Raw genomic sequence first — 21253 nt, 5'->3', positions numbered from 1 at the left:
AATCGCCTCATTCCGCCCCGGTAAGCGGGCGCTAGCTTCCCAAGGTTTTGACAAGTGCTACTCCAAGTAGCAAATTCGTGCTTGCTTTTTTGATATTTCACCCATAATGCACGAGCCTCCCTCTTCATTTTTGGTCGGGAGGTAGTTCGGTGATCGGTCAGTTTCGCGCGACTCGACGGCTCTCGTTTGAGTGATGCTTTCGGGACTCCATCGCTTTTCTTGATGTGTTTATAGGAGTCCCTTGATGGGCAACAAACTGTACGTCGGCAACCTGCCTTACTCGGTGCGCGACGGTGATCTCGAACAGGCATTCGGGCAGTTCGGCGCAGTGACCAGCGCCAAGGTCATGATGGAACGCGACACCGGTCGCTCGAAGGGCTTCGGCTTTGTCGAGATGGGCAGTGACGCCGAAGCGCAAGCTGCCATCAGCGGCATGAACGGCCAGCCCTTGGGCGGCCGCAGCGTCGTCGTCAACGAAGCTCGTCCCATGGAAGCACGTCCCCCGCGCAGCGGCGGTGGTGGCGGCTACGGCGGCGGCGGTGGTGGTTATGGCGGCGGTGGTGGCGGAGGCTACGGCGGCGGCGGCGGTGGTGGTGGCGGCTACGGTGGTGGCGGCGGCGATCGCAGCGGTGGTGGCGGTGGCCGCTCCGGCGGTGGTGGCGGCTACGGCGGCGGCGGTGGCCGCAGTGGTGGCGGCGGCGGTGGTGGCGATGGCGGTTTCCGCAGCCCCTACGGCGCGGGCCCCCGTGGCGGTGGCGGCGGTGGTCGCTCCGGCGGTGGTGGTGGCGGCTACGGCGGCGGTGGCGGTGGCAACAGCGGCTACTGAATCCTGCGTACACAAAGACAAAAGGCTCCTTCGGGAGCCTTTTTCATTGGCGAATCGCAGCTCGGTTTCAGCTTTCGCCGCTGCGCTTCTTGCGTTCGCGACCCTGCACGGCGCGGTCGAGCAGCGTGTTCGGCAGCATGCGCATGATCTTGGCGATCACGCCCATCTGCCAGGGAATCACGCGATAGCTGGTGCCGGCCTCGATGGCACGCAGCGCCTGATCGGCGAAGTCCTCGGCCTTCATGAGAAAGGGCATGCCGTAGCGGTTGCCCTGCGTCAGCGGCGTGTCGATGTAGCCCGGGCAGAGCGTGACGACCTCGACGCCGCTCTTGTGCAGTTCGCCGCGCAGGCTTTCGCAGTACGCGACCACGCCAGCCTTGCTCGCGCAATAGGCCCCGTGCCCCGGCAGCCCGCGGATGGCCGCGACGCTCGCGATGCCGACCAGCCGCCCACTGCCGCGCTGGCGCATCGCCGTCACGAACGGATGGAAGGTGGCCATCAGGCCGACGTTGTTGGTCGCGAAGGTCTGCGCCATCACGTCGATGTCCTCGCGCTCCGCCGTGTCGATGCCGATGCTGATCCCGGCGTTGGCGATCACCACGTCGGGCAGGCCCTGGCGCTCGATGCAGGCGGTTCCGGCAGCCACGATGCTGTCTGTCTGCGCCACGTCGGCGCTATAGATCTGGTAGCGGCTCGCGTCCAGCTGGCGTCCCGTTGCCCAGGCTTCGATCTCTGCGGTGCGCCGGGCAACCAACGCGAGGCGATAGCCCGCGTCATAGAAACTCGCCGCCAGCGCCTGGCCGATGCCGCTCGATGCGCCAGTGATGAAGACCAGCGGGGACGACGGAGTGTTCATGCGTGAGGTTTTTCTTTTCTTCTTCAGCGCGGCTTGCCGCCCGGGGTGGCGGCCGACGGCACCAGCAGCCCGCGCACCCGGCCGGTCAGGTTGGCCACGCCGCTCAGGTTGTCGTAGTCGAGGTTGTCGGCGGTGAACTGGTCGGTGCCGCGGATCAGCGTGACCGGCTTGTTCGACGTCACCCGCTCGGTGTCGAGAAAGGCGTGCAGGAATTCGCCGCGGAACTCCAGGCGCGGTGTCGGTTTGCCGTTCGCGCCCACCGAAGGATCGCGAATGACAACCGCGTTGCCGAAAAGCTGGATCTCGCTGCCGTCCGAGTTCGAGAGCCCTCGATTGGCCGTGGAGCGGGTCGTGTAGCCCTGCGGCGAGACGGAGCGCATGTTCACATCGTCGACTTCGATGGTGTCGGTGTCCGGGTAGTGCCGGCCTTCCTTGCCGTGCAATTCGCTGCGCAGGTCACCGTTGGGCAGGAAGTTCTTGATCACGAAGTCGCGCATGAAGTAGTCGGGCTCATGCGTGGGCGCCACCTTGGCGCTGGGCTCCAGCAGCTTGGGCGCGTTGCGCACCAGCCAGTAGGTGCCGAGCGCCACGCCCGCCGTCAGGATGATCGGCAGGTAGATCGTCGCGCGGTCGAGCACGTCGCGCACCCGGCCCCATGCGCTTTTCAGGTTGTTCATGGGTTCGGGCCTCGCGCGGCATCGAGCAGGTGACGGTACTGGCCGCAGGCCGTGAGCAGCAGGTCGCAGAATTCGCGCGCCGCGCCTTCGCCGCCGCGCGCCTGGGTGACATAGCGCGCAACCCCACGCACTTCGACATGCGCATTGGCCGGCGCCGCAGCGAAGCCGACGCGCGTGAGCACCGGCAGGTCGGGCCAGTCGTCGCCGATGGCCGCGGCCTGCGCCCAGGTGAAGCCGAGTTGCTCGAGCATGGCTTCGGCCGCGGGCAATTTGTCTTCGGTGCCGTAGCGCACGTGTTCGATGCCCAACGCCTCGAGCCGCACGCGCAGCGGCTTGGAATCGCGCCCCGTGATCACGGCCGGCACGATGCCCGCCAGGCGCAGCAGCTTGAGGCCGTAGCCGTCGAGGATGCTGAACCGCTTGAGCGTTTCGCCGTGTTCGGTGAAGTAGACGCCGCCGTCGGTCAGCACGCCGTCGATGTCGAAGAAGACGATGCGGACATCCTGCGCGGCGAGCAATGTTTCGGCCTGGAACGCGAGCGGCATCAGATGACTTTCGCGCGCATCAGGTCGTTGATGCTCAGCGCGCCGATCAGGAGGCCCGCCGTGTCGACCACCAGCACGCTGGTGATGCGGTGGTTTTCCATCAGCTCGGCCGCTTCGACGGCCAGCGCATCGGCGCGCAGCGTGCGGGGGCCGCGGTGCATGACGTCGGCGGCCGTGAGGGCGCGCAGGTCGGCGCCGGTCTCTACCTTCCGGCGCAGGTCACCGTCGGTGAAGATGCCGATCGCGCGGCCCTCGGCATCGACCACGGCGGTGGCGCCGAGGCCCTTGGAACTCATCTCGCGCATCAACTCGCTCAGCGATGCGCCGGGCGCGACGCGCGGCACCTCGGCGCCCGAGCGCATCACGTCGCTCACATGCGTGAGCAGCTTGCGCCCGAGCGCGCCGCCGGGGTGCGAGCGCGCGAAGTCTTCGGAGCCGAAGCCGCGCGCATCGAGCAGCGCCACGGCCAGCGCATCGCCCATCGCCATCTGGGCGGTGGTGCTTGCGGTGGGGGCGAGGTTAAGGGGGCAGGCTTCCTTGGAGACGCCCGCGTCGAGCACGATGTCGGCATGGCGCCCGAGCGTCGAATCGGCGCGGCCGGTGATCGCGATCAGCGGCACGCCCTGGCGCTTGACCACGGGCAGGATCACGGTCAGCTCCTCGACCTCGCCGCTGTTGGAGATGGCCAGCACCAGATCGACCGCCTTGATCATCCCGAGGTCGCCGTGGCTGGCTTCGGCCGGGTGCACGAACATCGCAGGCGTGCCGGTGGAGGCGAGGGTGGCGGCGATCTTGCGACCGACGTGGCCGCTCTTGCCCATGCCCATCACGACCACGCGGCCGCGCACTTCGAGGATCTTGCGCACGGCATCGACGAAGCTGGGGCCGACGCGGGTCTTCAGACCGAGGACGGCTTCGGCTTCGATGTCGAAGGTGAGGCGTGCCCGAGCAAGGATGGCTTCGGGGTCGACCACAGGGGCCGGGGCGGGGCGGGAACTCATCGGCCGATTTTACGGGCGGGCCAAAGTCGATTGGCGGGTTGTCCCGGGGAAGCCCGGGGCACGGACATTGCTCTAGCATCGGCGCCCATGTCTTCCTTCGATCTCACGCTGTTGTACCTGCTGGCCGCAGTGATCGGCGTGGTGGTCTGCCGGTCGCTCAAGCTGCCGCCAATGCTGGGCTATCTCACGGCGGGCGTGCTGATCGGGCCGCATGCGTTGGCATTGGCGCAGAACTCCGAAGGCATCCGGCACCTGGGCGAATTCGGCGTGGTGTTCCTGATGTTCGTGATCGGGCTCGAGTTCAGCCTGCCCAAGCTGCGGGCGATGCGCAAGCACGTGTTCGGGCTCGGCCTGCTGCAGGTGCTGCTGACGATGGCCATCGCCACGGCCGGTGCGCTCATCATCGCCACGCAGTTGCCGCCGGCCTGGCGCCTGGGCTGGCAGACGGCGCTGGCGCTGTCGGGTGCACTCACCATGAGCAGCACCGCTATCGTGGTCAAGCTGATGTCCGAGCGGCTCGAGCTCGAGAGCGAGCACGGCAAGCGCGTGATGGGCGTGCTGCTGTTCCAGGACTTGGCGGTGGTGCCGCTGCTCGTGCTGATTCCTGCACTCGGCGCACCGCCCGAAGCGCTGGCCAAGGCGCTGGGCCTCGCGCTGGTGAAGGCAACCATCCTGATCGGCCTCCTGCTCTACGGCGGACCGCGCGTGATGCGCTGGTGGCTCACCCTCGTGGCCCGGCGGCGCAGCGAAGAACTCTTCATCCTGAACGTGTTGCTGATCACGCTGGGGCTCGCGTGGCTCACCGAACTGGCCGGCCTGAGCCTCGCGCTGGGCGCCTTCATCGCCGGCATGCTGGTGTCGGAGACCGAATACAAGCACCAGGTCGAGACCGACATCCGCCCCTTCCACGACGTGCTGCTGGGGCTGTTCTTCATCACGGTCGGCATGTCGCTCGACTGGCACATCGTGGTCGAGCGCTGGCTGCTGGTGGCCGTGCTGCTGCTGGTGCCGCTGCTCTTCAAGCTGACGCTGGTGACGGTGCTCGCGCGGGTGCTGGGCGCGACCTCGGGCGTGTCGCTGCGCACCGGTCTCTACCTCGCGCAGGCTGGCGAGTTCGGCTTCGTGCTGCTGACGCTCGCGCAGGACCGCAGCCTGCTGCCGCCCTGGCTCGCGAACCCGGTGCTGGCCTCGATGGTGCTGTCGATGCTCGCGACGCCGTTCATCATCATGTACAGCAACGCCATCGTGCGAAAGCTGGTGGCCAGCGACTGGCTGCAGCAATCGCTTCAGATGACGAGCATCGCGCGCAAGACCATCAACACCGCCAAGCACGTGATCATCTGCGGCTACGGGCGCTGCGGGCAAAACCTGGCGCGCATCCTGGAGCGCGAGGGCATTCCGTACATGGCGCTCGACCTCGATCCCGACCGCGTGCGCCAGGCCGCCGCCGCCGGCGACTCGGTGGTGTTCGGCGACGCGGCGCGGCTGCAGGCGCTGATGGCCGCGGGCCTCGCGCGCGCCAGCGCGGTGGTCGTGACCTACCTCGACGTGCCCGGCGCAATGAAGGTGCTGGCCAACACACGCGCCCACGCGGCCCACGTGCCGGTGATCGTGCGCACCCAGGACGACCACGACCTCGAGAAGCTGCAGGCCGCCGGCGCGACCGAGGTGGTGCCCGAGGCCATCGAAGGTTCGCTGATGCTCGCAAGCCATGCGCTCGCATTGGTCGGCGTGCCGATGCGGCGCGTGATCCGCGTGGTGCAGGACCAGCGCGACGCGCGCTACAACCTGCTGCGCGGCTACTTCCACGGCGCCGACGACGACAACGCCGACGAGATCGACCACGAGCGGCTCAACAGCTTCACCCTGAATCCCGGCGCCCGCGCCATCGGCCACACACTGGAGCAGTTGGCGCTGGACACGCTGGGCGTGCGCGTCGCCACGCTGCGCCGCCAGGACGGCCAGGCCCGCGTGCCCACCGGCGAGACCGTGCTGACGGACGGCGACACGCTGGTGCTCTCAGGCAAGCCCACAGCTTTGGCCATCGCCATCGAGCGCCTTCAAAAAGGCTGACGCCCCCCTTCAGGAACACCGCGGAACCGGCTTCGCCAGGCCGCAGGTATTGCCCCCGGTAGGGGTAGGCGAAGCGGACACGAAGTGCCGCGCAGCCTGGGGCGAGCTAATTGATCAGCGTGGGATTGCGCTTTTCTTCATCGATGCGCTGCTGGCGCCGCACCGCTTCGCACTGCGCATGGGCCTTGAACTCGGGCTTGAGGCACTGCGCCGCCATGCATTGGGCCTTGGCGACAAAGTTGCGGTCGCCGCACAGGGCCTGCGGTTCGGCGGGAGCGGCCGGGGCCGCTGGCTGTGGTGCCGCTGCGGCGGCGGGTGCCGGGGCTTCGGGCGCAGCGGGCTGCACCGTGGCCGTCGCCTGCTTGCGCAGCGGCTTGGCCGCAGGCTTGGGCGCTGCCACCGGTGCAGCGGGAGCAGCGTCTGCCGCTGGCGCCTCGACGGCCGGCGTCTCCAGTGGTGCAACGGATTCGGCGGGCGGCGGCTCGACGACTGGCGGTGCGGCAGCAGGCGCCGGGGCGGGCGCCGGCGCAGCAACGGGCGGCGGGATTTCGACCGGCTCGGCCGTCTTGCGGCTGCCATAGCCATACCAGCCCGCGACGACCATCACCACCGCGACCACCAGCAGGCCAAGCCACAGCGCGAGACCACGTCGGCGCAACGGCGGTTCGGGAGGCTCGGGTGTCCGCGGCACCTTGACCCGCGAGCGCTTCCGCTCGGACCGTTCGCCGGAGGAGGATGCCGACGCGGCCGGCTGGCCGGGCGCCAGGATCACGGTGCGCTCGTCACCTGGCGCAGCAGCGGGCGCCCTGCCGAAAAAGCTGCGCGAGGACGGCGCAGGCTCGGGCAGATCGAACAGCGGCGCCGGGATCGTCGGCGCGCGCAGCTGGGCGGGCGCGGTGGTGGCCCATTCGCGGTCGGCCTGGCCGTCCGGGCTGGGGGGAGGAGGAATCCGGCTGGCCGTTGCGGACAGCGTCGTGCCACAGCTCTTGCAGAAATTCGCGCTCTCACGGTTTTCCGTGCTGCAGACCGGACAGATCGAGGCCATGGCTTACTTACTGACTACTCTCGGGATCGAAAACAAGAACTTGCTGCGGATGCGGCCTGATCTGGGCTTGGCTGGACGCCGAAGGCGCCTCAGGTCACCGCCACGCGCTTGGACCGGTGCGCCATGCGCTTGGCGATCACGGCGCCGAGCGCCATCGCGATCTCCAGCGCCATGTTCGGCTGGCGGTTCGACATTTCCGCGAAGCGGATCGCCGTGAGGCGCCAGACGCGTCCTGCGCCGGTGACAACCACGTTGGCCGAATGCGGCTGGCGCGAGAAGAAAGCGCCTTCACCCACCACCGAGCCGGGCGTGAGCACCGCAAGGCGCATCTGTTCCTTGCTGCTGACGCGGTGCACGCTGATGGCGCCGCTCTCCACGAAGAACACCGAGCGGTCGGGCGTGTTCTGCTCGATCAGCACGTCGCCGACGGCGGTATCGATGGGCTGCAGGTAACCAGCCACCGTGTCCCATTGCTGGATGGTGAACGTCAACGCAAACGCGTCGGTGCTCGTGTTTTCCGCGATGGCGCGGCTCAGGTTCTGGATGGACATTTTTTCTTCGACCCCCGCATGTGGGTTGAAGTATCGCGAAGGCCGCGAGTTTGGGCTACAAGTGTTTACGTTTCGCCGGGCGACGCGTCGCCATGTGTCGCTATTTCCCGATACAGAAGCGCGAAAAGATGACACCCAGCAGATCGTCGGCGCCGAACTCCCCGGTGATCTCGTTGAGCGCGTTCTGCGCCAGGCGCAGCTCCTCGGCCAACAGATCGAGCAGCTGGGCCTGAGCCGCGAGGTGGCTGGCAGCCAGCGCGAGGTGCGTCTCGACCCGGCCGAGCGCCTGCACATGGCGCGCTCGCGCGAGATAGACGCCCTCGGGCACGGATTGCCAGCCGGCCATCGCCAGCAACTGGTCGCGCAAAGCCTCGATGCCGAGCCCGGTCTTCGCGGACAGGGCGATGCCTTGGGACGGGGAGGCGCCCGGCGCGGCATCCTGCTTGTTCCAGACATCGAGCACCGGCACGCTTGCGGGCAGCTTGCCCTGGAGCCCACGCAGGATCTCGGCGTCGGCGGCGGCGTAGTCCGGCTGGTCGGCGCGCGTCAGGTCGTGCAGGAACAGCACGGCATCGGCACTTTCGATCTGGCCCCAGGCGCGCGCCACGCCGATCTGCTCGACCTCGTCGCTGCTTTCGCGCAGGCCCGCGGTGTCGGCCACGTGCAGCGGCACGCCGTGGATCTGGATGGTTTGCGAGACCACGTCGCGCGTGGTGCCCGCCACCGCGCTCACGATGGCCAGCTCGGCGCCGGCCAGGGCATTGAGCAGCGAGCTCTTGCCCGCATTCGGCTGGCCCGCGATGACGACCTTGATGCCTTCGCGCAGCAGAGCGCCCTGTTTCGCGCGCTGCTGAACGGCGGCGAGCTGCGACTGCAGCCTGGTGAGTTGCCCGGTGGCATCGGCTTTCTGCAGGAAGTCGATTTCCTCCTCCGGAAAGTCGAGCGTCGCCTCGACCAGCATGCGCAGGTGGATCAGCGCATCACGCAGCGTGTGGATCTCGCGCGAGAACGCGCCTGACAGCGAGCGCCCGGCGCTGCGCGCGGCGGCCTCGGTGCTGGCGTCGATCAGGTCGGCGATGGCCTCGGCCTGCGCGAGATCGATCTTGCCGTTGAGGAAGGCGCGCTGGCTGAATTCGCCCGGCTCCGCCACGCGCAGGCCGGGGAGCCGCGGGCGCCCGGTGACAGGATCGGCCTCCGCCGCCGCTTCGAGGCAACGCGCCAGCAGCAACTGCAGCACGACCGTGCCGCCATGCGCCTGCAGCTCGAGCACGTCTTCACCGGTGAAGGAGTTCGGAGAAGGAAAGTGGATCGCCAACCCGTGATCGACCGGCTCGCCGTCGGCATCCCGAAACGGCAGGTACGTCGCCTCGCGCGGCTTGAGCGCCCGCCCGCAGATCGCGTCGATCAGTGGCGCTAGCCGCGCGCCAGACACCCGCACGATGCCCACCGCCCCGCGCCCCGAGGCGGTGGCGATGGCGACGATGGGATCGGTGGTGCGGGCGAAGGTCATGGCAAGAGCGCGATTCTTTCAGCAAAAAGGAAAAGGGCCGCGGATGCGGCCCTTTGCGGTAACGGTGGTCGTGCGGCTTACTTGCCCAGCACGCCCAGCCGTTTGTTGATGAACCACTGCTGCGCGATCGACAGCACGTTGTTCGTGATCCAGTACAGCACCAGGCCGGCCGGGAAGAAGATGAACATCACGCTGAACGCGAGCGGCATGATCCACATCAGCTTGGCCTGCATCGGATCGGGCGGCGTCGGGTTGAGCCAGGTCTGGAAGAGCGAAGTGGCCGTCATCACGACCGGCAGGATGTACCAGGGGTCCGGCGCCGAGAGGTCGGTGATCCAGCCGATCCACGGGGCGTGGCGCATTTCGACCGACGACAGCAGCACCCAGTAGAGCGCGATGAACACCGGGATCTGGATCACGATCGGGAAGCAGCCGCCCATCGGATTGACCTTCTCGGTCTTGTAGATCCGCATCATCTCTTGCTGCATCTCTTGCGGCTTGTCTTTGAGCCGCTCGCGCATTTCCATGATCTTGGGGTTGATGGCCTTCATCTTGGCCATGCTGGCGTAGGCCTTGGCGTTGAGCCAGTAGAAGGCCGCCTTCAGCAGCACCACCAGCGCCACGATCGACCAGCCCCAGTTGCCCAGGATGCCGTGCAGCTGGGTGAGCAGCCAGTACAGCGGCTTGGAGATGATCGCGAAGATGCCGTAGTCCTTCACCAGGTCCAGGCCGGGGGCGATGGTTTCGAGCTTCTTTTCTTCTTCGGGGCCGGCGAACAGCACGCTGTTCACGGTCTGCGTGGCGCCCGGGGCGATCTTCGGCAGCGTGGCCACCATGGCGACGGTGAAGAGGTTGTCGCCCAGGTCCTTCACGCGGAATTCGCGGCGCAGCTGCTCGCTGGCGGGGTCGCCCTTGAGCAACCAGGCCGACGCGAAGTAGTGCTGCACCATCGCGATCCAGCCGTCGTTGGCGGGCGGCGGCGGTTCGATCTTGCCCTTGGCGATGTCCTTGAAGTCGAGCTTGTGGAACTTCTTCTCGTTGGTGTACGCGGCGGGACCGGTGAAGGTGTTGGTGCCGAACATCGTGCCAGCGGCCACGGTGCCGTGGCGCAGCAGCTGCATGTAGAGCTGCGCGTCGCGCGGCTGGTCGCTCACGTTGGCGACTTCGTGGCGCACGCCGATGGCGTAGTCGCCGCGGTGGAACACGTAGGTCTTGGTGTACTTCAGGCCGCCGACGGGGGCGCTCTCGAAGCTCACTTCCAGCGTGTTCTGGCCATCGGCCATTTCGCGCGGACCGGCCTTCGCCGTCATCGGCGTCAGGTGGTTGGGGAAGCGGTCACCGGTATCGATCGTGTTCAGCAGGCCGGTCTGCGCCACGTAGCGGGTGGCGGGCGAGCCGTTTTCGAACAGCACGACGCGCTTGGTGCGGTCGGCTTCGTCGTACTTCTGCAGTTCCAGGTGGTTGACCGTGCCGCCTTCGCTGTCGATCGTGGCCTTGAACAGGTCGGTGGTCACGACGACCTGCTCGCGGGGCGCGGCCGCCGCAGCCTGCGTGGGCACGGCGCCCGCGTTGCCGCTGGTGCCCGATGCCGTCGGCACGCCGTTACTGGTGGCGGGCGTGGTGCCGGCCGGGGCGGTGGCGACGGCGGCGGGCTTGCTCGAGGGCAGGAAGGTCGGCTTGTTGCCGTTGAAGACCTGCCATTGGTCCCACAGCAACACCAGCGAGAACCCAAAAATCACCCACAGGATCGTGCGGCGGATATCGTTCATGACGAAGACTTCTTGTCGGAGGAGAGAAGAGACGAAAACAGCGAGCCTGACTTGTCAGTGCGACACGGTGATTTCGGTGGAACCGGATCGTGGCCGCCCTGGCACCAGGGCTGGCAGCGCGCGATGCGGTGCAGAGTGAGGTAGCTGCCCTTGAGCGCGCCATGCACCTCCAGCGCCTCGATCGAATACACCGAACAGGTCGGCGTGAAGCGGCACGACTGGCCGAGCCAGGGGCTCAGCAGCAGGCGGTAGCCCTTCACGAGGCCGATCAGCAGGCGTTTCATGAGGAGGAGGGGGAAGAAGGTGCAGGTGCCGGTGCGGGCGAACGCGCGGCGCGCGCCAGCAACTGCTGGAGTTCGGCGCGCACGGCGCCCTTGAGCTTGTCCGAGGACGCGCTCACGAATTCCTTGCGATCGAACCCCGCCCGCAGTCGCACCACGTGCGCAGCACGGGGCAGGCCGACATCGGGCGCGGCGCTCACGGTATAGATCTGGCGCTTGATGGCATTGCGCGTGACGGCACGGCGCGCCCAGCGCTTGGGCACCATGGCGCCCAGCCAGACATCATCCGACGCGAACAGCGGAGCCGCGCTCGATGCGAGATCGAGCGCACAGCGATGCAATGCGAAATGAGCAGTGCGCGCCACGGTGGCACCTGCGAGGACGGCCTGGAATTGCGCGCGGGTCTTGAGCCGCTGCATGGAAACCGAGCCGCGTCCGTCGTTTCCGGTCGGGCCGTGAGCGCTAGCTGAGGGAGCTGGCGCTGGCGGGTCGGCTGCTGGCAACGGCAGGTGGGCTGCCGTCAGACGGCCAGGCGCTTGCGGCCCTTGGCGCGGCGTGCGTTGATGACGGCACGGCCGCCGCGAGTCTTCATGCGGACCAGAAAGCCGTGGGTACGGGCGCGGCGGACTTTGGATGCTTGGTATGTGCGTTTCATGATGGTTCCTGATTCCCTGATTTCCGCATGCGAAAAAGCAGCGGGCGCTGGGGAGCGTGTTTCGGATGGCCCCCGAAAGACGCAATGAGGTTTTCAGGGAAACCCGCAATTATCGCAAACATTCGGCCCCGGAACAATCTTCGACTGGATTTGCGGGCCTTTCACGGCCGTCCACAGCGTGTGGATAAGGTTTTGACAAGTTAGAATGCCCAGCGCCTTCCAGCAGAGAATATCCACAATACCTATACCAAGAAATGCCCGAGGGATTCACCACTTTTCAAAGCGCCCATGTCGACTGACGGCATCGGCGAAAGCCTCTGGCAGGCCTGCGTCGACCAGCTCGCGCAGGAGCTGTCCGAGCAGCAGTTCAACACCTGGATCAAGCCCCTGACGGCACAGGTCGCCGACGACCTGTCGCGCATGACGGTGTTCGTGGCGAACCGCTTCAAGCTCGACTGGATCCGCGCCCAGTACGCCGGCAAGATCGCCGCAATGGCCGAGAAGATGTACGGCCAGCCGGTGGCCGTCGAGTTAGCGCTTGCTCCTCGCGAAGCGCCCGTGCGCTCTGCACCTGTGGCCGTGATGACCGAGACCGATGTGCCGCGCGACGTGGCCGGTCCGGGCGAAGAGCCGGCCGCTGCCGGCTTCAAGAACCGCCTGAATTCAGGCCTCACTTTCGACACCCTGGTCGAGGGCACGGCCAACCGCATGGCGCGCGCCGCGGCCATGCACGTGGCCGGCATGCCGGGCCACCTGTACAACCCGCTTTTCATCTACGGCGGCGTCGGCCTGGGCAAGACCCACCTGATGCACGCTGTGGGCAACCGGCTCCTGGCCGATCGCTCCGATTCCAAAGTTCTCTACATCCACGCCGAGCAATTCGTCTCGGATGTGGTCAAAGCCTATCAGCGCAAGACTTTCGATGAGTTCAAGGAGCGGTACCACTCGCTCGACCTGCTGCTGATCGACGATGTGCAGTTCTTCGCCAACAAGGACCGCACGCAGGAAGAATTCTTCAACGCGTTCGAGGCCCTGCTCGCCAAGAAGTCGCACATCGTGATGACCAGCGACACCTATCCCAAGGGCCTGGCGGACATCCACGAGCGCCTGGTTTCGCGCTTCGATTCGGGCCTCACGGTGGCCATCGAGCCGCCCGAGCTCGAGATGCGCGTGGCCATTCTTATCAACAAGGCGCGCGCCGAATCGGCCGAAATGCCGGAAGAAGTGGCCTTCTTCGTCGCCAAGAACGTGCGCTCCAACGTGCGCGAGCTCGAAGGGGCGCTGCGCAAGATCCTGGCTTATTCGCGCTTCAACCAGAAGGAGATCTCGATCGCCCTGGCGCGCGAGGCGCTGCGCGACCTGCTGTCGATCCAGAACCGGCAGATCTCGGTCGAGAATATCCAGAAGACGGTGGCCGACTACTACAAGATCAAGGTCGCCGACATGTACAGCAAGAAACGCCCGGCCAGCATTGCGCGGCCGCGGCAGATCGCGATGTACCTGGCCAAGGAGCTCACCCAGAAGAGCCTGCCGGAAATCGGCGAACTGTTCGGCGGGCGCGACCACACGACGGTGCTGCACGCGGTGCGCAAGATCTCGGGCGAGCGCCAGCAGCTCACCGAGCTCAACCAGCAGCTGCACGTCCTCGAACAGACGCTCAAGGGCTGAAGCCGAATGCCATCCGGAATGCCCCTCGCGACAGCGGAGAATGGCGTCTTACAAGCTGATTCAAAGAGATAGAGAAGAGGAAGAAGACATGATCGTTTTGAAGGCAACCCAAGACAAGGTTCTTGCAGCGCTGCAGTCGGTGTCGGGCATCGTCGAGCGGCGCCACACGCTGCCGATCCTGGCGAACGTGCTGATCCGCAAGACTGGCGGCCAGCTCCAGCTCACCACCAGCGACCTCGAGATCCAGATCCGCACCACGGCCGAGCTGGGCGGCGACGAAGGCAACTTCACCACCACCATCGGCGCGCGCAAGCTGATCGACATCCTGCGCACCATGCCGGCCGACCAGACCGTGAGCCTCGAGTCGAGCGCGAGCAAGCTGGTGCTCAAGGGCGGCAAGAGCCGCTTCACGCTGCAGTCGCTGCCCGCCGAAGACTTTCCGCTGGTGCAGGAAGCCGCCAATTTCGGCCCCGTGTTCAGCGTGCCGCAGAAGACGCTGAAGGACCTGCTTTCGCAAGTGTCCTTCGCAATGGCCGTGCACGACATTCGCTACTACCTCAACGGCATCCTGTTCGTGGCCGAAGGCAAGCAGTTGAGTCTGGTGGCCACCGACGGCCACCGCCTGGCGTTCTCTTCCGCCACGCTCGACGTGGAAGTGCCGCGCCAGGAAGTGATCCTGCCGCGCAAGACCGTGCTCGAAATGCAGCGCCTCCTGTCCGACGCCGAAGGCGCCATCGAGATGCAGTTCGCGAACAACCAGGCCAAGTTCAGCTTCGGCGGCATGGAGTTCGTCACCAAGCTGGTCGAGGGCAAGTTCCCCGACTACAACCGCGTGATTCCGAAGAACCACAAGAACACCGTCACGCTCGGCCGCGCGCCGCTGCTGGCCAGCCTGCAACGCACCGCCATCCTGACCAGCGAGAAGTTCAAGGGCGTGCGCCTGAACATCGAGCCGGGCACGCTGCGCATCGCATCGAACAACGCCGAGCAGGAAGAAGCCCAGGACGAACTGGACATCGACTACGGCGGCGACGCCATCGAGATCGGCTTCAACGTCACCTACCTGATCGACGCGCTGTCGAACATGGACCAGGACATGGTCAAGCTGGACCTTGCCGACTCCAACAGCTCCGCGTTACTGACCATCCCCGAGAACGCATCCTTCAAATACGTCGTGATGCCGATGCGTATCTAGCAGCCAGACAGCAAAGCGCCTTGCGCAGACAACCCGCGGCCCTCCGCGGGTTTGCGCTTTCAAGAGGCGGCGAATTGAGTTCTTGAGAGCCCGAAAAATCACGTCAATGCCGTGAGAGAGATAGAGGAATATCCGAATGAGTGCAGAAGAAAACAAGCCCGAAGTCCCGCACACCGAGCCGGTCTACACGCCTGAAGTCCAGATCGTCGCGCCAGAAGTCATCCTGGCCGACACCAGCTACGGCGAAGGCGCGATCACGATCCTGGAAGGGCTTGAAGCCGTGCGCAAGCGCCCCGGCATGTACATCGGCGACACCTCCGACGGCACGGGCCTGCACCACCTGGTGTTCGAAGTCGTGGACAACTCCATCGACGAAGCGCTCGCGGGCCATTGCGACGACATCGTCGTGACCATCCACAGCGACAACTCCATCTCCGTCACCGACAACGGCCGCGGCATCCCGACCGGCGTGAAGATGGACGACAAGCACGAGCCCAAGCGCTCGGCCGCCGAGATTGCGCTCACCGAACTGCACGCCGGCGGCAAGTTCAACCAGAACAGCTACAAGGTCTCGGGCGGCCTGCACGGCGTGGGCGTGTCCTGCGTGAACGCGCTGAGCATCAAGCTGCGCCTGATCGTGCGCCGCGAAGGCAAGATCCACGAGCTCGAATTCAGCCGCGGCTTCGTGCAGAACCGCCTGCTCGAGACCGTGAACGGCTTCGAAGTGTCGCCCATGAAGATCATCGGCGACACCGACAAGCGCGGCACCGAAGTGCACTTCCTGCCCGACACGGAAATCTTCAAGGAAAACAGCGATTTCCACTACGAGATCCTCTCCAAGCGCCTGCGCGAGCTGAGCTTCCTGAACAACGGCGTGCGCATCCGCCTGCTGGACGAGCGCACCGGCAAGGAAGACGACTTCTCGGGCACCGGCGGCGTGCGCGGCTTCGTGGAATTCATCAACAAGGGCAAGACCGTCCTGCATCCGAACTCGTTCTACGCAGCGGGCGAGAAGCCGGCCGACACCTACGGCGGCATCCCCGGCACGCACATCGGCGTCGAAGTGGCGATGCAGTGGAACAGCGGCTACAACGAGCAGGTGCTCTGCTTCACCAACAACATCCCGCAGCGTGACGGCGGCACCCACTTGACGGGCCTGCGCGCCGCGATGACCCGCGTCATCAACAAGTACATCGAAGAGAACGAGTTCGCCAAGAAGGCGAAGGTCGAAGTCACCGGCGACGACATGCGCGAAGGCCTGTGCTGCGTGCTGAGCGTGAAGGTGCCCGAGCCCAAGTTCTCCAGCCAGACCAAGGACAAGCTGGTTTCCAGCGAAGTGCGCGCGCCGGTGGAAGACATCGTCGGCCGCCTGCTCACCGACTACCTGCAGGAGCGCCCGGCGGACGCCAAGATCATCTGCGGCAAGATCGTCGAGGCCGCCCGCGCCCGCGAAGCCGCCCGCAAGGCCCGCGAAATGACGCGCCGCAAGGGCGTGCTCGACGGCATGGGCCTGCCCGGCAAGCTGGCCGACTGCCAGGAAAAAGATCCCGCCCTGTGCGAGGTCTACCTGGTGGAGGGCGACTCCGCCGGCGGCTCCGCCAAGCAGGGCCGCGACCGGAAGTTCCAGGCCATCCTGCCGCTGCGCGGCAAGATCCTGAACGTGGAGAAAGCGCGCTACGAGAAGCTGCTCACCAGCAACGAAATCCTGACGATGATCACCGCGCTGGGCACCGGCATCGGCCGCGCCGGCGCGACCTCGGCAGGCGGCGGCGCGGACGACTTCAACGTCGCCAAGCTGCGCTACCACCGCATCATCATCATGACCGACGCCGACGTCGACGGCGCCCACATCCGCACGCTGCTGCTCACCTTCTTCTACCGGCAGATGCCGGAGCTGGTGGAGCGCGGCCACATCTACATCGCGCAGCCACCGCTCTACAAGGTGAAGGTCGGCAAGGAAGAGCAGTACCTGAAGGACGGCCCCGCGCTCGATGCCTTCCTGCTCAAAGTCGCGCTGAAGGACGCGCGCATCGAGACCGGCGGCGCCAGCTCGACCACGCTCACCGGCGACACCCTGGCCGAACTGGCGCGCAAGCACCAGGTGGCCGAGGCCGTGATTGCGCGCCTGCGCAACTTCATGGACGCCGAGGCCCTGCGCGCCATCGCCGACGGCGTGGCGCTCGACCTGGACACCACGCCCGCCGCCGAGGCTTCGGCTGTGGCGCTGCAGGCCAAGCTGCGCGAGCTCAACACGACCGGCGTGCCGGCCGAGGTGAGCAACGAGTTCGATGCCCGCACCGACAAGCCGCTGCTGCGCATCAGCCGCCGCCACCACGGCAACATCAAGAGCAGCGTGATCACGCAGGACTTCGTGCACGGTGCCGACTACGCGGCGCTGGCCGAAGCGGCCAACACCTTCCGCGGCTTGCTGAGCGACGAAGGTGCCCTGGTCCGCCGCGGCGAAGGCGAGCGCGCCAAGGAAGAAAAGGTCAGCGACTTCCGCCTGGCCATGAGGTGGCTGATCGGCGAAGCCGAGCGCGCCACCTCGCGCCAGCGTTACAAGGGCCTGGGCGAAATGAACCCCGCGCAGCTCTGGGAAACCACCATGGACCCGACCGTGCGCCGGCTGCTGCGCGTGCAGGTCGACGACGCGATCGAAGCGGACCGCGTGTTCACGATGCTGATGGGCGACGAGGTAGAGCCGCGGCGCGAGTTCATTGAGCAGAACGCGCTGCGGGCGGCGAATATCGACGTCTGATCGATCGCTGTCGACAGCTCCTGCTGTCCTGAAAACGCCCGGCCTGACCGGGCGTTTTCATTGGCGCTTGCGTGTACTGCGCCGCCCGGCTCGGTGCGCTCAACGCGCCTTGAGCTCCCACAGCGCGTCGAGCACGCGCTGCGTCGCGCGTTCGACGGGCCCCGACCGATAGGCAATGCCCAGTTCCCGCCAAAGGGCCGGGCGCAGGGGACGCATCGCGATGCGCGCGTCCGGCTGCAACGCGCCTGCTTCATGCGGCAGGAGCGTCGCACCGTAGCCCGCGGCGACGAGGCTCTTGATCGCATCGTTGTAGTTGAGCTCGATCCGCGGCGCGGGCCGGTGGCCGCCCAGCGCGAACCATTCCGAGACGAGGCGCGACAGGCGCGTGCCTGCGTCGTTGAGGATCAGCGGCTGCGCCGCGAGCCACGTCGGCGTGACCCTGGCGGGAGCGCGCCAGTCGGCGGGCAGGAAGGCCATGACGGGGTCGCGGCGCCAGGGCCGGATCGCCAGTCCCGCGACCGGCGACTGCGGCAGGGCGACCAGCCCGACGTCCAGCTTGCCTTGCGCGAGGCGCGCCAGCGCATCCTGCGAGGTCAGCACCGCGATCTGAACATCGATGTCCGGATGATCCTCGCGAAGCCGCGCGATGGCCTGCGGCAGCAGGTGCGAGATCGCGCCCGTCGAGGCGCCCAGCCGCACGCGTCCGGCCAGCCCCTGCACCTGCCGGCTGACGTCGTCCAGCGTCGACTCGATCTCGACCAGCATCCGGCGCGCACGTTCCACCAGCAATTCGCCGACGGCCGACGGCCGCACGTTCCCGCGTCGTCGGGACAAGAGGGGAGCGCCCACACGCCGCTCCAGTTCGGCGATGTGCAGGCTGACGGTCGGTGGCGCGAGGTGCAGCACCTGCGCTGCGGCTGCAAAGGATCCGTGGTCTGCGATCGCGACCAGCGTGCGCAAGCGATCGAGGCTGATTTCGCGCATCTGGGATCTCTTCTTCAGGAAATATGAACTACAGGATTGCCAAATTCAACTTTTCATATTTTATCGACCAAGGAAAAATTGCGACTTCCCCATCCAGAGACCGCATCAGGAGCGCACGACATCATGAGTCTTCCGACCATCTTCATCGACGGTGACCAGGGCACCACCGGGCTGCAGATCCATGACCGCCTGCGCGACCGCGCCGACCTGCAGCTCCTGACCCTGGCGGCAGCCGAACGCAAGGAACCACGGCGTCGCGCGGAGGCGATCAATGCGTGCGACATCGCGATTCTTTGTCTTCCGGATGCGGCTGCGCGCGAAGCGGTCGGCTTCATCCGCAATCCGGGTGTGCGTGTGATCGACGCGAGTTCGGCGCATCGCACGCACCCGGAATGGGTCTACGGCTTTCCCGAGATGGCCCAGGGGCATGCGCAACGGATTGCACAAGCCCGGCGCGTCACCAATCCGGGCTGCTATCCGACAGGTGCCATTGCCCTGTTGCGGCCACTGGTGGAGGCGGGCCTGCTGCCGCGCGAGTACCCCGCGACCGTCTATGCGACCTCCGGCTATTCGGGGGGTGGAAGGGCGGCGGTCGATGCGCACGAATCGGGCGACGTGCCGACCGTGGCGCCGTCCCAGGTCTACGGCCTGGCGCTGGAACACAAGCACACGCCTGAAATCCAGGGATACGCCGGGCTTGCGCACCGTCCGTTCTTCGTGCCGGCCTATGGCGCGTACCGGCAGGGAATCGTTCTGACCGCGCCGCTCGAACTGCGCTTGCTGGCAAGCGACGTCGATGGCGCGCGGTTGCAGGCATGCCTTGCGCGTCACTATGCGAACGCGCGCCACGTCAAGGTCATGTCGCTTGCGGAGACAAAGGCGATGACGTACCTCGATCCGCAGGCGCTGAACGGAACCAACGACCTGCAGTTGGGCGTGTTCGTCAATGCAGATCACGGCCAGGTGCTGCTGTCCGCCGTCTTCGACAACCTGGGCAAAGGCGCATCCGGCGCGGCCGTTCAGAACCTCGAGTTGATGTTGAACGCGTAGCCGCGGCCGTTGGCTCTTCAAGGGGCCGGGCGGCCTCGCATCGTTGCCGCCAGACGCGCGATCCCGCCCGTCCCGCTCGCCGCCCGCCCGATCAACGCCCCGCCGGCCGCACCGGCCACCAGGCGCGCAATGAAAGACCGGCTGCGCCCCGACACCAGCAGCAGCAACACACCCGCCCCGAGCACGGCCAGGTGCTCGCCCGGAAAGTCGGCGCGCTGGGCATCGACCCGCTTGAATTCGTTGATCGTCGACTGGATGGTCATTCGAAAGCTCCTTCTGTGTTCATGCCTCCTTGATAGCCGACGCCGCCATGCACCGCTGTAGGCGTGGGCCATGCACCCGTGCGGGTCGGCCCCAAAAGCGTTGCGTCTCAGGGTTTCCGTGAGGTTGGCGCCCAAAGTGGGCCGGGATGCCCGTCACACAGCCGTCATCAGCTATTAAAACAATAGCGTTCAACTTCGATTCGAGGATCGTTCCTCGTAAACGCTATATCTAGCCCGACTCTTGCTAAGCAAAATCCTCGACGGATTTCACGTCATGCAAGATCGAGGACAACAAGCAATGAACCCTATGCGTCTCCGGCGGCCCCTGGCCGCTTTGGTACTGGGCGGTACAGCAGCATTCCTCGGCGCCGTTTTGCCGGCCCACGCTTTCTCGAACCCGCCCATCCAGGTGGCACAGGGCATCGAGTACATGTGCGGCGGCGCAGCCAGGGGCGAGGCCGACTTCATGGAAATGGTGGCGCCGCGCTGGGCCGCGACGATCGAGCTGGGCGTGAGCGACGGCAAGGGCGCGCAGTTTGCGGGCTTCCCGGCCAAGGCCTCGGTCCAGATCCGCCAGAAATACACCGGCCAGGCGGTGATGGACGTGGAGACGCAGGCGCCCTATATGCTCGCGCGCCTGAATCCGGGCGCCTACGACGTGAACGTCACGCTGGGCGGGCTCACGCTCACGCAGTCGCTGATCGTGATTGCCGGCTCGCCGGCCCGCGCATCGTTCCTCTGGCCGTCGAACTTCGACATGGCCTCGGTCACGCCGCCAATGCCGCAAACGCAGGCGCTGGCGCAGACCTCCGCCGCCCGCTGAGCTTCATTCAGCACCACGGCCGCATGCGCGGCCTGTGGTCAGTCAGCCTTTTCTAAGTCGTGCGCCGCACATTGGCGGCGTGGCTTTCGCCATCACGACCAGGAAAGGATTCAAGACCATGACCTCCCGTTTTTCCTCTTCATCGCGCACGCGGCCGCTGGCGGTCGCCATGTTGTGCGGCGCCGTCCTGCTGGGCGCTCTGTCGTCGGCGCACGCGGCAGTCAATCCGCCGATCTACATGGCGCACGGCGTCGAATACATGAGCGGCGGCATCGGCAGCGATGAAGCGCAGCTGATGGAGACGGTGTCGCCGCGCTGGCCCGCCACCTTCGAATTCGCGGTCAAGGACCACAAGGGCAGCGCCGACTTCGCGGCCGGCGTGCACGTCACGGTGCGCGACGGCAGCGGCACCACGCTCCTCGACAACGTGGTGTCGGGCGGCCCGTTCATGGTGGCGCGGCTGGAGCCGGGCACCTACGAAGTCGAGGCGCGCATCGGCAGCCAGACGCTCAAGCAATCGCTGACAGTGCCGCAGGGCGCGTCCGCCAAGGCCATCTTCGAATGGCCGGCGGGCACCGACATGGCCTCGGCCGGCACGCGCACGGTGCAGTGACGCAGCGGCACCGGTTGCCGGTGCGGCGCGAAATTCTGACGCTCGTCAAGCCACAGCGCCCGCTATCCGGGCATCGTGCGCTATAGAAAAAATAGCGAATGCAGCGCCCT

Annotated in this window: 21 protein-coding genes; 8 read left to right on the top strand and 13 right to left on the bottom strand. The window is 66.5% G+C overall.

Features of this window, described 5'->3' with window-relative positions; translation table 11 throughout:
* Positions 1–244: 244 nt before the first annotated feature.
* Positions 245–826, top strand: a complete 582-nt coding sequence (locus NU688_RS22555; protein ID WP_257863033.1) for an RNA-binding protein — start codon at positions 245–247, stop codon at positions 824–826.
* A 67-nt stretch (positions 827–893) separates the two neighbouring features.
* On the opposite strand, the gene NU688_RS22550 is transcribed toward NU688_RS22555, so the two are convergent.
* The 4 genes from NU688_RS22550 to NU688_RS22535 are packed head-to-tail and all read right to left on the bottom strand — an operon-like array spanning position 894 to position 3905.
* Positions 894–1682, bottom strand: coding sequence for an SDR family oxidoreductase (locus NU688_RS22550; protein ID WP_257863032.1), 789 nt, complete (start codon positions 1680–1682; stop codon positions 894–896).
* Positions 1683–1705: 23 nt separating this feature from the next.
* Positions 1706–2359 (bottom strand): LPS export ABC transporter periplasmic protein LptC, encoded by a 654-nt coding sequence (gene lptC, locus NU688_RS22545; protein WP_257863031.1) that lies wholly within the window; start codon positions 2357–2359, stop codon positions 1706–1708.
* Positions 2356–2904: an HAD family hydrolase gene (locus tag NU688_RS22540; RefSeq protein ID WP_257863030.1), complete on the bottom strand. Its 549-nt coding sequence runs from the start codon at positions 2902–2904 to the stop codon at positions 2356–2358. Before NU688_RS22540 ends, lptC begins: the two co-directional genes overlap by 4 nt.
* Positions 2904–3905 carry an SIS domain-containing protein gene (locus tag NU688_RS22535; RefSeq protein ID WP_257863029.1) on the bottom strand — a complete coding sequence of 334 codons (1002 nt, stop codon included), beginning with the start codon at positions 3903–3905 and terminating at the stop codon, positions 2904–2906. The genes NU688_RS22540 and NU688_RS22535 overlap by 1 nt, the downstream gene beginning before the upstream one ends.
* Before the next feature lie 87 nt (positions 3906–3992).
* Between NU688_RS22535 and NU688_RS22530 the strand changes: the two genes are divergently transcribed.
* Positions 3993–5978 (top strand): monovalent cation:proton antiporter family protein, encoded by a 1986-nt coding sequence (locus NU688_RS22530; protein ID WP_257863028.1) that lies wholly within the window; start codon positions 3993–3995, stop codon positions 5976–5978.
* A gap of 106 nt (positions 5979–6084) precedes the next feature.
* Here NU688_RS22530 and NU688_RS22525 read toward each other — a convergent pair whose 3' ends face one another.
* From NU688_RS22525 to rpmH, 7 genes are all read right to left on the bottom strand, one after another.
* Complete coding sequence (locus tag NU688_RS22525) at positions 6085–7023, bottom strand: zinc ribbon domain-containing protein (RefSeq protein ID WP_257863027.1); 939 nt, start codon at positions 7021–7023, stop codon at positions 6085–6087.
* Between the two features lie 89 nt (positions 7024–7112).
* Positions 7113–7574 (bottom strand): Crp/Fnr family transcriptional regulator, encoded by a 462-nt coding sequence (locus tag NU688_RS22520; RefSeq protein WP_257863026.1) that lies wholly within the window; start codon positions 7572–7574, stop codon positions 7113–7115.
* A 100-nt stretch (positions 7575–7674) separates the two neighbouring features.
* Entirely contained in the window at positions 7675–9084 is a 1410-nt protein-coding gene (mnmE, locus tag NU688_RS22515) for a tRNA uridine-5-carboxymethylaminomethyl(34) synthesis GTPase MnmE (RefSeq protein WP_257863025.1), read from the bottom strand.
* Positions 9085–9161: 77 nt separating this feature from the next.
* Complete coding sequence (yidC, locus tag NU688_RS22510) at positions 9162–10853, bottom strand: membrane protein insertase YidC (protein WP_257863024.1); 1692 nt, start codon at positions 10851–10853, stop codon at positions 9162–9164.
* On the bottom strand, positions 10850–11137 hold the full coding sequence (yidD, locus tag NU688_RS22505; RefSeq protein WP_013544365.1) for a membrane protein insertion efficiency factor YidD: 288 nt from the start codon (positions 11135–11137) through the stop codon (positions 10850–10852). Before yidD ends, yidC begins: the two co-directional genes overlap by 4 nt.
* Entirely contained in the window at positions 11134–11553 is a 420-nt protein-coding gene (locus tag NU688_RS22500; protein ID WP_257863023.1) for a ribonuclease P protein component, read from the bottom strand. The genes yidD and NU688_RS22500 overlap by 4 nt, the downstream gene beginning before the upstream one ends.
* 101 nt (positions 11554–11654) lie before the next feature.
* Positions 11655–11789 (bottom strand): 50S ribosomal protein L34, encoded by a 135-nt coding sequence (gene rpmH / locus NU688_RS22495; protein WP_007834827.1) that lies wholly within the window; start codon positions 11787–11789, stop codon positions 11655–11657.
* Between the two features lie 288 nt (positions 11790–12077).
* Here rpmH and dnaA point away from each other — a divergent pair, with 288 nt between their 5' ends.
* From dnaA to gyrB, 3 genes are all read left to right on the top strand, one after another.
* The gene (dnaA, locus tag NU688_RS22490; RefSeq protein ID WP_257863021.1) at positions 12078–13457 is read left to right on the top strand and encodes a chromosomal replication initiator protein DnaA; all 1380 of its coding nucleotides are present in this window, start codon (positions 12078–12080) and stop codon (positions 13455–13457) included.
* An 88-nt stretch (positions 13458–13545) separates the two neighbouring features.
* Positions 13546–14652 (top strand): DNA polymerase III subunit beta, encoded by a 1107-nt coding sequence (gene dnaN, locus NU688_RS22485; RefSeq protein ID WP_257863020.1) that lies wholly within the window; start codon positions 13546–13548, stop codon positions 14650–14652.
* Positions 14653–14788: 136 nt separating this feature from the next.
* Positions 14789–17410: a DNA topoisomerase (ATP-hydrolyzing) subunit B gene (gene gyrB / locus NU688_RS22480; protein WP_257863019.1), complete on the top strand. Its 2622-nt coding sequence runs from the start codon at positions 14789–14791 to the stop codon at positions 17408–17410.
* Positions 17411–17509: 99 nt separating this feature from the next.
* Here gyrB and NU688_RS22475 read toward each other — a convergent pair whose 3' ends face one another.
* A complete protein-coding gene (locus tag NU688_RS22475) occupies positions 17510–18394 on the bottom strand; it encodes a LysR family transcriptional regulator (RefSeq protein WP_257863018.1) in 885 nt (294 codons plus the stop codon).
* A gap of 123 nt (positions 18395–18517) precedes the next feature.
* Here NU688_RS22475 and argC point away from each other — a divergent pair, with 123 nt between their 5' ends.
* On the top strand, positions 18518–19444 hold the full coding sequence (gene argC / locus NU688_RS22470; RefSeq protein WP_257863017.1) for an N-acetyl-gamma-glutamyl-phosphate reductase: 927 nt from the start codon (positions 18518–18520) through the stop codon (positions 19442–19444).
* Positions 19445–19461: 17 nt separating this feature from the next.
* On the opposite strand, the gene NU688_RS22465 is transcribed toward argC, so the two are convergent.
* A complete protein-coding gene (locus tag NU688_RS22465; protein ID WP_257863016.1) occupies positions 19462–19707 on the bottom strand; it encodes a hypothetical protein in 246 nt (81 codons plus the stop codon).
* Between the two features lie 298 nt (positions 19708–20005).
* Here NU688_RS22465 and NU688_RS22460 point away from each other — a divergent pair, with 298 nt between their 5' ends.
* Positions 20006–20530 carry a hypothetical protein gene (locus NU688_RS22460; protein ID WP_257863015.1) on the top strand — a complete coding sequence of 175 codons (525 nt, stop codon included), beginning with the start codon at positions 20006–20008 and terminating at the stop codon, positions 20528–20530.
* A 118-nt stretch (positions 20531–20648) separates the two neighbouring features.
* Complete coding sequence (locus tag NU688_RS22455; protein ID WP_257863014.1) at positions 20649–21143, top strand: hypothetical protein; 495 nt, start codon at positions 20649–20651, stop codon at positions 21141–21143.
* Positions 21144–21253: the final 110 nt, after the last annotated feature.

Origin of the sequence: Variovorax sp. ZS18.2.2 (genome assembly GCF_024701975.1) — a bacterium.
Classification (GTDB): Bacteria; Pseudomonadota; Gammaproteobacteria; order Burkholderiales; family Burkholderiaceae_C; genus Variovorax.
This window is presented reverse-complemented; position numbering and strand designations above follow the sequence as displayed.